This is a genomic window from Streptomyces sp. 150FB, from assembly GCF_000818195.1.
Lineage (GTDB): Bacteria > Actinomycetota > Actinomycetes > Streptomycetales > Streptomycetaceae > Streptomyces.
This window is the reverse complement of sequence record NZ_JTHL01000001.1, coordinates 7,067,399-7,077,547: the sequence shown is the minus strand read 5'-3', so window position 1 is coordinate 7,077,547 and position 10,149 is coordinate 7,067,399. Positions and strand designations below refer to the sequence as shown.

The following is a 10,149-nucleotide window of genomic DNA, read 5'->3' as shown; positions in this document are numbered from 1 at the left end:
GCCGACCGGGCCGACCGGGCCGGCCGGCCCGGTGGCGTCGGCCGCGTCGGCCGGGGTCGCCGTATGAGCGCTCATCTGCCGCCTCGCTTGCCCGTGGTTACTTGACCACGAGTGAGGTCCACGCCTGGATCCACTGGTCACGGTTGGCCGCGATCCTGTCCGGCGCCACGGTCTCGGGGTGGTCGACGGTGGCGCCGAACTTCGTGAACACGGCGGGCTCCTTGGCGCCCTTGACCACCGGGTCGACGTACATGTTCAGCGGCATGTCCTCCTGGAAACGCTTGCTGATCATGAAGTCGATGAACGCCTTGCCGCCCGCCTGGTTCTTCGCGCCGTCGAGCAGTCCCGCGAACTCGATCTGCCGGAAGCAGGTGCCGGTGGAGACCCCGGTCGGGGCCTCGGCCGGCTGCGGCTTGGCGTACACGACCTCGGACGGCGGGCTGGAGGCGTACGAGACGACGAGCGGCCGGTCGGCCTCGGCCTTCTTGCCGCCGGCCGAGCCGGAGAAGTCCTGGTTGTAGGCCTGCTCCCAACTGTCCACCACCTGGACGCCGTTGGCCTTGAGCTTCTTCCAGTAGCTCTGCCACCCGTTGTCGCCGTACTTCGCGACGGTGCCGAGCAGGAAGCCGAGGCCCGGCGACGAGGTCGAGACGTTCTCGGTGACCAGCAGGTTCTTGTACTGGGGCTTGATCAGGTCGTCGAAGGACTGCGGCGGCGCGAGCTTCTTGTCCGCGAAGTACTTCTTGTCGTAGTTGACGCACAGGTCGCCGGAGTCGATCGGGGTGACGCGGTTCTTGTCCTTGTCGAGCTGGGTCCCGGCGTCGACCTGGCCGAGCCCCTTCGCCTTGTACGGCGTGAACAGGCCGTTGTCGAGGGCGCGCGAGAGCAGGGTGTTGTCGACGCCGAAGAAGACGTCGCCCTGCGGGGCGCCCTTGGTCAGGATCGCCTTGTTGACGGCCTCGCCCGCGTCGCCGCTCTTGAGTACGTGGACGGTGTAGCCGGTCTCCCGGGTGAACTCCTTCAGCACGGCCGGGGAGGCGGCGAAGGAGTCGTGGCTGACGAGGGTGACGTCCTTGGACGTCGTACCGCCGCCGGAACCGGACGTCCCCGAGCTGCCCGAGCCGCAGGCCGCGAGGGTCGAGGCGCCGAGCGCGACGGCCACCACGGCGACCGTCATCTTTCTGGTGGTGCCCACTGGTTTTCCTCCTGGGATGACCAGGAGAAGACGCGGCCCTGCCCGGTGGCCGCTCGCGAGGAGCGGACGCCGGGCAGGGCGCAACAGCTTGAGTGATGTCCGAACTTCCTACCCAGAATGACCTGGGCAAGGTTCAGAGGGTCTGCGACCACTGTCCGCTCTCTCACGGACATGTGCCGCACTCTCAGCGCTGTGGCGCTCCCCTGTCGGAATATGCATGGTGTTCGGGATGACGATGGTGTTCGACTCAAGGCTACATGCCCCCTGACGGCGAGGATGAAGAAGATGAACGAGCGACGTGACCCCGGTCCGCGACACGACCGGCCCGTGGTCGGTGTGTTGCATCCGGGCGCGATGGGGGCGGCGATCGGTTCCGCACTCAAGGCGCGGGCCGGCGCCGTGCTGTGGGCGGCGGCCGGACGGTCCCAGGCCACCTCGAAACGTGCGGAGCTGGCCGACCTCGTCGCCGTGCCGGACGTCGCCGTGCTGGCACAGCGGTGCGACGTGATCATTTCCATCTGCCCGCCGCACGCGGCCCTCGCCGTGGCGGAGCAGGTGGCGGCGGGCCTTGCCGGCCGGGACCCGGCGCACCGGCCGCTGTACGTGGAGGCCAACGCGGTCTCCCCGGCCACCGTCCGGCGGGTCGCCGAGCTGCTGGGCGGGGACGAGCACGTGGTGGACGGCGCGGTGATCGGGCCGCCCGCCTGGGAACGCGGGCAGAGCGTGCTGTGGCTCTCGGGGCGCCACGCCGATCAGGTGGCCGGGCTCTTCGAAGGCTCGCCGTTCGAGGCGCGGGTGCTGGGCCCCGAGCCGGGCACGGCGAGTGCGCTCAAGGCCTGCTTCGCGCTCCAGAGCAAGGCGCTGCCGACGCTCTGGCTGCTGCTGGCCGAGGCCGCCGACAAGGCGGGCGTGGGTGAGGCGCTGCGCTCCGAGCTGACCAGGGACGGCGTCGATCTCGACGAGCGAGTGGCCGCGCTGCACACGAAGGCCGGTGCGAAGGCGTGGCGCTGGGCGGGCGAGATGGACGAGGCCGCCGACACGATGGCCGAGCTGGGGGTGCCGGACGGCTTTTCACGGGCCGCCGCCGAGCTGTACCGCCGGATGCCGGACACCCCGTCGTGACGTGACGCCGCCGCCCGGCGGCCCCGCGTACGCCCCGTCGACGCCTTGCCCTACCGCTCGGCCGCCGCCAACTGTCCGCAGGCGCCGTCGATCTCCTGGCCCCGGGTGTCGCGTACGGTCACGGGCACCCCGTGCGAGGCGATCGCGTCGACGAAGGCCTTCTCGTCCTCGGGGCGCGAGGCGGTCCACTTCGAGCCCGGGGTCGGGTTGAGCGGGATCAGGTTGACGTGTACCCGCTTGTTCCTGAGCAGCCGGCCCAAGAGGTCCCCGCGCCACGCCTGGTCGTTGATGTCCCGGATCAGGGCGTACTCGATGGAGACGCGGCGGCCCGACTTCTCCGCGTACTCCCAGGCGGCGTCCAGCACCTCCCGGACGTTCCAGCGGGTGTTGACGGGGACGAGGGTGTCGCGCAGCTCGTCGTCGGGGGCGTGCAGCGACACGGCGAGCCTGCACTTGAGGCCCTCGTCGGCGAAGCGGTGCATGGCGGGCACCAGGCCGACCGTCGATACGGTGATCCCGCGCTGCGAGAGGCCGAGGCCGTCGGGCTCGGGGTCGGTCAGCCGGCGGATCGAGCCGATCACCCGGTTGTAGTTGGCGAGCGGCTCGCCCATGCCCATGAAGACGATGTTGGAAAGCCGCGTCGGCCCGCCGGGGACCTCACCGTCGCGCAGGGCCCGCATGCCGTCGACGATCTGGTGCACGATCTCGGCGGTGGAGAGATTACGGTCGAGCCCGGCCTGCCCCGTGGCACAGAACGGGCAGTTCATCCCGCAGCCGGCCTGTGAGGAAATGCACATGGTGACCCGGTCCGGGTAGCGCATGAGCACGGACTCGACGAGCGTCCCGTCGTGCAGTTTCCACAGCGTCTTACGTGTGGTGTCGTCGTCGCACGAGATGTGCCGCACCACCGACATCAGGTCGGGCAGCAGCTCGGAGGCGAGCTTCTGGCGTGAGGCGGCCGGGATGTCCGTCCACTGCTCGGGGTCGGATGCGTAGCGCGCGAAGTAGTGCTGCGAGAGTTGCTTGGCGCGGAACGGCTTCTCCCCGATCGCGGAGACGGCCTCACGGCGCTCGGCGGGGGTCAGGTCGGCGAGATGCCGGGGCGGCTTCTTGGCCCCGCGGGGCGCGACGAATGTGAGTTCTCCGGGTACAGGCATGGTCGTACCAGTGTCGCAGACGGCGCGCCGTGACCAGCCCGACGGCCGGTCAGGGCAGTTGTCGGGCGCCTCCGTGAAGGGCCCCCAGGACATATGTCACAGGTGGGCCTGCTTCAGCGACATGTGCGGCGGCGGCCGGTCCTCGTCGTCCTGGCGTGCCACCGCTCCCTTTGTCGGACTGTATGCGGACAGCAGACGTGGGGGTCACGGGATTCCGATAGCGCCGTAAGGAGGACGGGGGAATTCCGATTTCGGATAACGGGTGTGCCGGGATCCGGGGGCATCAAATTTCGCCGCAATGACTTGACGGAGACACGTCATGCATGGTCAAGTACGCGTGATTCGCCTCGCGAATAAAAGACACCTGACCGATTCACAGGAGGAATTGGAATGCACAAATCCGCTTTGGCCGTCGCCGTCGGAACCTTTGCATTTGCTGCATTTGGTATGACCGGCCCGGCCAGCGCGAGCGCCGCCGGCCCCACCATCTGCAACACCATTACGGGGGTGTCCGCCTGCTGGCAGCCGGACGGTGACTACTTCAGCGTCGTCGACACGGCCGCCGATGGTCACCATGTCGAGGTCGCCTGGGCCGTTCCGGGGCGGCAGGGCATCTGTCAGAACTTCCTCGGCAACGGCTACCAGGAAATCTGTACCTACGACTTCCCGGAGCACCAGCTCCTGGCGTTCTCGACGAGCGTCTGGGAAGGCAACGAGCTGATCCGCTCGTCGAAGCAGGTCAACGCCTGCACATCACCGGCGGGCGGCATCTGCAGCTGAACGCCGCAAGCTCGGCCGGACCAGCCATCTTGACGCGCATACAAATGGAGGAAATGCAATGAACGGGATCAGAACGGCCGCAATGGCCGGTATAGCACTTGCCGCCCTGATTCTGGGTACGACACCTGCCGGTGCCACCGTACTCGGAGCGCAGACGTCCACCTGTGTCACTTCCAAGGCCGATGATCCGAATCACCAGGGTAAGAAGGTTCTGGCCGCTACGGCTTGTTTCCAGAGTGACGGGGACATTTTCTCCATCCGGGACGAAAGCGCTGACGGCTGGCATGTTGAAGTGTGGTGGCAGGCCTGGGACGGCGAGAAGAGCATTTGCCGGAACTTGAACGGGGCCGGCACGTCAGTCATCTGTAAGCATGACCTGACGGAGGGTGGCAAGGTTCGATTCGGTGCGTATGTGATGAGTGGAGCCACCGTCATCGACACCGGAGCTGAAGCCAACGTCACCATTTGACAGGCGACCGTGGATTGTTATATTCGCTGCCTTTACGCCTCGTATGGAAAGGCGGGCAGCCGAAAGATATCGGCGGAAGACAAGAAACACTTTCGGCTCTCCGCCATTCCTCTTGTCACAGGTGCGCCTGCTTCAGCGACATGTGCGGCAGCAGGCGGTCCTCGCCCTCGTAGCGCGTCCGGCGATGGATCCCGAGGACGCCGAGCCGGCCGAGCCGTACGACTCGGCGCGCGAGCACGGTATGCACGCGCTTGGGCACGTCCACGCATCGGTGCTCCTGTACGCCGGGGAGAGCATCAAGGCGCCAGGCGGTCGCCGAGTAAAAACCCTCCCGGCCCGGGAGGCGCGCGATCTACGCTCGGGGCACGGCGCATCTCAGGGTCCGGATCGACCAGTGGTCCGGACCCTGATCGCGTGTCAGCACCCTGTCGAGGAGGACGGATGGACAGAATTTCGGTCATTCGAAGATGCGCGGCCGTCGCGGCGGCCCTGCTCGTCGCCGTGTTGCCGGGTACGACGGCCGGGGCGGCTCCCGGTGACAACCCGGGCGCGCTCACCCCCGTCCCTTCGGCGGCGTACGGCAAGCTCCAGTTGCAGGAGCACCGGGTCGCGGCGAGCACCATAAACACCCTGGACACGCTGCTGCCCAACGTCGGTGTGGACGCCGTGCTCAAGAGCGCCAACCATCCGATGCGCAACAAGGGGGACTGTCTCGGCACCGAAGCGGCCGCCCTGCCCCTCGAACCCGCCGTGTCGTCCGCTTACTGCTGGGACACGGGCGACGCGAACACCCAGGAGTGGGTGCCTCAGGGGCTCACCTCGTCGGGCGACGCGGACGACGACGGTCTGTGGGGCACCAACAAGGTGATCCTGTCGGGCTGGACCAACAGGGCGGGGGAAAACCTGGCACGTGTCGCGTTCATCGACGCGAACACCGCGGGGGCGTTCAAGTACCGCTGGGTCCTGCTGACCGTACCCACTGAGGGCGGGACCAACTTCACCAACCTGGGTTCGCACCTGGGCGGGGCGGTCTGGTACGGCGACAAGCTGATCGTGACGGCCTCGAACGGAGACGCCAGCCACAACGCCCTGTTCGTCTTCTCGATGGCGCACATCCTCCAGGCCTCGGTGAACGGCGACGCCGTCGGCAAGACGGCGGGCGGCTACTCCGCCCACGGATACCAGTACATAATGCCGGCGATAGGCTCCTACAGCCTGAGCCAGAAGTGCGACCCCGACACGGACGACAACGCACCGTGTGTCGCCGCCATCACGCTGGACCGCACGACCAGTCCGTACTCCCTCGTCGCCAACGAGTGGTTCTCCTCGGGCGGCGCGCAGCCCGCCCGGATCTTCCGTTACCAGCTCGCCGCACCCGGCGGGGCGATGCCCCTGACGGTCGACGGCAACGGCAAGGCCAATGTTCTGCCGGGAGCGCTGGAGACCAAGGCCGTGGGACTGCAGAGCGTGCTCGCCTACCAGAACGCGTACTACACGGCCGACGCGCGCGGCGGGATCGGCCAGCACGGCATCCTGTGGCGGCTGTCCACCGCGGGCGCCACCTCGGCCGCGGGATGCGGCACACCGTCCGCCTGCTGGGGCAAACACACCGAGGACATGTCCCTGTGGTGGAGCACGAAGCAGGTGTGGACGCAGACCGAGTGGGCCGCGAACAAGGACGCGAAGTGGAAGCCGCAGGCCATCCCGGAACGGATTCTCTTCTCCACGCCCCTGAGCGCTCTGTGACCGTCGGATGAGAGACGGGGGCCGGGTCGGACGGGCGCCCGTCCGACCCGGCCCCCGTACCGTCCCTGGTCAGGAGCCTACGAAGACCACCAGCAGCAGCCAGACCACCGGCGCGGTCGGCAGCAGCGAGTCGAGCCGGTCCATGATGCCGCCGTGTCCCGGCAGCAGCGTGCCCATGTCCTTGATCCCGAGGTCCCGCTTGATCATGGACTCGCCGAGGTCGCCGAGCGTGGCGCTGACCGCGACGCCGAGGCCGATCAGCAGGCCCTGCCACCACACCCCGTCGTCGATCAGGAACTGCATGCACAGCGCGCCGGCCACCATGGAGAAGGCGATCGCGCCGAGGAGACCCTCGCGGGTCTTTCCCGGGCTGATGCGCGGCGCCAGCTTGTGTGTGCCGAAGCGCCAGCCGACCGCGTACGCGCCGGTGTCGCTGACGACGGTGAGCACGAGGAACATCAGGACGCGCCTCGGACCGTCGTCCGGGGTGAGCAGCAGCGCGACGAAGGTCGCGAGGAACGGTACGTAGAACGCCGCGAAGACCCCGGCGGTGACGTCCTTCAGATAACCCTCGGCCGACTCCGTCATCCGCCAGACGAGTACCGCGAGCGCGGTGAGGGCCATCACGACCCAGGCGCCCTCGGCGCCCCGCAGGTACCCCGCGATGATCATCGCTGCGCCGCCCACGGCCAGCGGTACGAGGGGCGCCTTGATGCCCTTCTTCTCGTCCAGCCGGGAGGTCAGCTCCCACAGACCGACGACCGCGGCGACCACGATGACGCCGACGAACACGGCCTTCACGATGAACAGGGAAGCGACGACCACGACGCCGAGCCCGAGGCCGACCCCGATCGCCGCGCGCAGGTCGCGGCCCGCCCGCTTCTTCTCCGGCGGTGGCGGCGGGGAGACAGGCATGGGCTCCTGCGGCAGGTCGTGACGGAACGGGGGGCCGCCCGGCCGAGCGGCCCCCCGGTCGTCGTCCTGGTTCCCGCCGTTGGCGGGTCCGTCGGGCACGATGGGCATGGGGCGAGTCTGCTGTGCGTCCTGCCCATCGTATGCGGGACCCGCCGGGGCAGCGCCCTGGTCGGGCTGTCGCCAGTAGCCGGCAGCGGGCGGGGCGCCCCAGGAAGAGTCGTTCATCAGACTTCGAGCAGCTCGGCTTCCTTGTGCTTGAGCAGGTCGTCCACCTGGGCGCCGTACTTCGTGGTCAGGTCGTCGAGCTCCTTCTCGGCGCGGCGGCCCTCGTCCTCGCCGACGTCGCCGTCCTTGACGAACTTGTCGATCGTCTCCTTGGCCTTGCGGCGCACCGCGCGGATCGAGATCTTCGAGTCCTCGGCCTTGGTCTTGGCGACCTTGATGAACTCCTTGCGACGGTCCTGGGTCAGCTCGGGGAACACCACCCGGATGATGTTGCCGTCGTTGCTCGGGTTGACGCCGAGGTCCGAGTCGCGGATCGCCTGCTCGATGTTGCGCAGCGCGGTCTTGTCGAACGGGGTCACCACCGCCATCCGCGGCTCGGGCACCGCGAACGAGGCGAGCTGGTTGATCGGCGTGAGGGCACCGTAGTAGTCGGCCACGATCTTGTTGAACATCGCCGGGTGCGCCCGCCCTGTGCGGATCGCGGCGAAGTCGTCTTTGGCGACCAGGACGGCCTTCTCCATCTTCTCCTCGGCCTCGAGGAGGGTCTCTTCGATCACCACTTGCTCCTGCGTGTCTTGAGTGGGTCCGGTGTGTCACCGGTCCGGCGGAACCTGCGTCGCGTCTCTCCTGCACGGTGTCCGACCGGCAGGCCTTTGTCCATCCCCGTGCGGGGCGGCCCGGTCAGTCCCGGGTGCCCTGGTCGCTCACGAGAGTGCCGATCTTCTCACCCTTGACCGCACGTGCGATATTGCCCTCGGCCAGCAATTCGAAGACGAGGATCGGCAGTTTGTTGTCCTGGCACAGCGTGATCGCCGTCATGTCGGCGACCCGCAGGTCGCGGCCGATGACCTCGCTGTACTCCAGTGCGTCGAACTTGACCGCGCCGGGATGCGTCTTCGGGTCGGAGTCGTACACCCCGTCCACGCCGTTCTTCCCCATCAGCAGCGCCTGCGCGTCGATCTCCAGGGCGCGCTGGGCCGCTGTCGTGTCGGTGGAGAAGTACGGCATGCCCATGCCCGCGCCGAAGATCACGACGCGGCCCTTCTCCAGGTGGCGTACGGCGCGCAGCGGGATGTACGGCTCGGCGACCTGCCCCATGGTGATGGCGGTCTGGACGCGGGAGTCGATGCCTTCCTTCTCCAGGAAGTCCTGGAGGGCCAGGCAGTTCATGACGGTGCCGAGCATGCCCATGTAGTCGGAGCGGGCCCGGTCCATGCCGCGCTGCTGCAGCTCGGCGCCACGGAAGAAGTTGCCGCCGCCGAGGACGATCGCGATCTGTGCCCCGTCGCGTACGACGGCCGCGATCTCCCGGGCGATGGCGTGTACGACGTCGGGATCGACGCCGAGCCCTCCCCCGCCGGCGAACGCCTCACCGGACAGCTTCAGCATGAAGCGCCCGGCGCCTTTGCCGGGGTCGCTCTTGTCGTCGGCAGACTGGTTGGCGTCCGCGCCCTTGTTCATGGGATCTCCTCGTGCACATACGAAGAAGGCCATTGCCGATGGGTATGGGTGTCCCTAGCGGCAATGGCCTCCTCGTCAGATCTGCTGTCGTCCGGCGCGTACACGGCCGACGACTGCACCAGACCCTAGCGGGATCCGGCATCGTTCGCGTACGACTGCGCTGACGGTCAGGCGCCGACGCGGATGCGCGCGAAGCGCTTCAGCGTGACACCGGCCTCGTCCAGAATCTTCTTGACGGTCTTCTTGTTGTCCTTGGCGAACGGCTGGTCGAGGAGTGTGACCTCCTTGAAGAAGCCGTTCACGCGACCCTCGACGATCTTCGGGAGGGCGGCCTCGGGCTTGCCCTCCTCGCGCGAGGTGGCCTCGGCGACACGGCGCTCGTTTTCGACGACATCGGCCGGGACCTCGTCACGCGTGAGGTACTTCGGCGCGAAGGCGGCGATGTGCTGCGCGACGTCCTTGGCGATCTCGGCGTTCTCCTTGTCCAGCTCGACCAGCACGCCCACCTGCGGCGGGAGGTCGGGCATGGTGCGGTGCATGTACGTGGCGACAAAGCCACCGTCCGCGGGGAACTGCGCGAAGCGGTCGAGGACGATCTTCTCGCCGAGGTTGGCGTTCGCCTCGTCGACGTACGCCTGAACGGTCTTGCCGGCCTCGATCTCGGAGGCGAGCAGGGCGTTCAGGTCCGCCGGGGTGGTGGCGAAGACGTGCGCGGCGAGCGTGTTGGCGACGGCCTGGAACCTGTCGCTCTTGGCGACGAAGTCCGTCTCGCACTTCAGCTCGAGGAGCACGCCGGAGGTCTGGTCGTCGGCGATGAGGGAGACGACAGCGCCGTTCTCGGCGGTGCGGCTCTCCCGCTTGGCCACGCCCTTCTGGCCCTTGACGCGGAGCACCTCGACGGCCTTGTCGACATCGCCGTCGGCCTCGACCAGGGCCTTCTTGCAGTCCATCATGCCGGCGCCGGTGAGCTCACGGAGCTTCTTGACGTCAGCGGCGGTGTAGTTCGCCATGTCTGTGAATCTCTCTCGGAAGTCGAAGATCTACGGGTCTACGGGTGGACGGCGGGGGCCTGGGCCCCC

Annotated in this window: 10 protein-coding genes, 1 pseudogene and 1 riboswitch; of the genes and pseudogenes, 5 read left to right on the top strand and 6 right to left on the bottom strand. The window is 68.0% G+C overall.

What is annotated here, in order from left to right:
- Positions 1-97 precede the first annotated feature (97 nt).
- Positions 98-1,195 (bottom strand): thiamine ABC transporter substrate-binding protein, encoded by a 1,098-nt coding sequence (locus QR77_RS30415; protein WP_040025204.1) that lies wholly within the window; start codon positions 1,193-1,195, stop codon positions 98-100.
- Between the two features lie 87 nt (positions 1,196-1,282).
- Positions 1,283-1,410, bottom strand: a riboswitch (TPP riboswitch).
- Between the two features lie 70 nt (positions 1,411-1,480).
- Here QR77_RS30415 and QR77_RS30410 point away from each other — a divergent pair.
- Positions 1,481-2,317 carry a DUF1932 domain-containing protein gene (locus QR77_RS30410; protein ID WP_052489757.1) on the top strand — a complete coding sequence of 279 codons (837 nt, stop codon included), beginning with the start codon at positions 1,481-1,483 and terminating at the stop codon, positions 2,315-2,317.
- Between the two features lie 50 nt (positions 2,318-2,367).
- Here the strand turns inward: QR77_RS30410 and rlmN are convergent, their stop codons facing one another.
- The gene (gene rlmN, locus QR77_RS30405) at positions 2,368-3,474 is read right to left on the bottom strand and encodes a 23S rRNA (adenine(2503)-C(2))-methyltransferase RlmN (RefSeq protein WP_040028917.1); all 1,107 of its coding nucleotides are present in this window, start codon (positions 3,472-3,474) and stop codon (positions 2,368-2,370) included.
- Positions 3,475-3,864: 390 nt separating this feature from the next.
- Between rlmN and QR77_RS30400 the strand changes: the two genes are divergently transcribed.
- From QR77_RS30400 to QR77_RS30395, 4 genes and pseudogenes are all read left to right on the top strand, one after another.
- Positions 3,865-4,254 (top strand): hypothetical protein, encoded by a 390-nt coding sequence (locus tag QR77_RS30400; RefSeq protein WP_150130465.1) that lies wholly within the window; start codon positions 3,865-3,867, stop codon positions 4,252-4,254.
- Between the two features lie 58 nt (positions 4,255-4,312).
- Positions 4,313-4,723 carry a hypothetical protein gene (locus QR77_RS46120; protein ID WP_150130464.1) on the top strand — a complete coding sequence of 137 codons (411 nt, stop codon included), beginning with the start codon at positions 4,313-4,315 and terminating at the stop codon, positions 4,721-4,723.
- A 211-nt stretch (positions 4,724-4,934) separates the two neighbouring features.
- Positions 4,935-5,027, top strand: a pseudogene (locus QR77_RS49290) (integrase); the annotation flags it as partial.
- Between the two features lie 137 nt (positions 5,028-5,164).
- A complete protein-coding gene (locus tag QR77_RS30395; protein WP_040025203.1) occupies positions 5,165-6,469 on the top strand; it encodes a hypothetical protein in 1,305 nt (434 codons plus the stop codon).
- Between the two features lie 69 nt (positions 6,470-6,538).
- Here QR77_RS30395 and QR77_RS30390 read toward each other — a convergent pair whose 3' ends face one another.
- The 4 genes from QR77_RS30390 to tsf form a co-directional block, all read right to left on the bottom strand.
- Entirely contained in the window at positions 6,539-7,609 is a 1,071-nt protein-coding gene (locus QR77_RS30390) for a phosphatidate cytidylyltransferase (protein ID WP_078877328.1), read from the bottom strand.
- On the bottom strand, positions 7,609-8,166 hold the full coding sequence (gene frr, locus QR77_RS30385; RefSeq protein ID WP_040028915.1) for a ribosome recycling factor: 558 nt from the start codon (positions 8,164-8,166) through the stop codon (positions 7,609-7,611). Before frr ends, QR77_RS30390 begins: the two co-directional genes overlap by 1 nt.
- Before the next feature lie 124 nt (positions 8,167-8,290).
- Positions 8,291-9,070, bottom strand: a complete 780-nt coding sequence (gene pyrH, locus QR77_RS30380; RefSeq protein WP_040025201.1) for a UMP kinase — start codon at positions 9,068-9,070, stop codon at positions 8,291-8,293.
- 167 nt (positions 9,071-9,237) lie between these two features.
- Positions 9,238-10,080, bottom strand: coding sequence for a translation elongation factor Ts (gene tsf, locus QR77_RS30375; RefSeq protein ID WP_040025200.1), 843 nt, complete (start codon positions 10,078-10,080; stop codon positions 9,238-9,240).
- Positions 10,081-10,149 lie beyond the last annotated feature (69 nt).

Excerpts from the sequence above, each read along its gene's own strand:
- QR77_RS46120 (WP_150130464.1), top strand. The coding sequence starts at position 4,313 with ATGAACGGGATCAGAACGGCCGCAATGGCCGGTATAGCACTTGCCGCC.
- QR77_RS30395 (WP_040025203.1), top strand. The coding sequence starts at position 5,165 with ATGGACAGAATTTCGGTCATTCGAAGATGCGCGGCCGTCGCGGCGGCC.
- QR77_RS30400 (WP_150130465.1), top strand. The coding sequence starts at position 3,865 with ATGCACAAATCCGCTTTGGCCGTCGCCGTCGGAACCTTTGCATTTGCT.
- pyrH (WP_040025201.1), bottom strand. The coding sequence starts at position 9,070 with ATGAACAAGGGCGCGGACGCCAACCAGTCTGCCGACGACAAGAGCGAC.
- QR77_RS30390 (WP_078877328.1), bottom strand. The coding sequence starts at position 7,609 with ATGAACGACTCTTCCTGGGGCGCCCCGCCCGCTGCCGGCTACTGGCGA.
- rlmN (WP_040028917.1), bottom strand. The coding sequence starts at position 3,474 with ATGCCTGTACCCGGAGAACTCACATTCGTCGCGCCCCGCGGGGCCAAG.
- QR77_RS30410 (WP_052489757.1), top strand. The coding sequence starts at position 1,481 with ATGAACGAGCGACGTGACCCCGGTCCGCGACACGACCGGCCCGTGGTC.
- tsf (WP_040025200.1), bottom strand. The coding sequence starts at position 10,080 with ATGGCGAACTACACCGCCGCTGACGTCAAGAAGCTCCGTGAGCTCACC.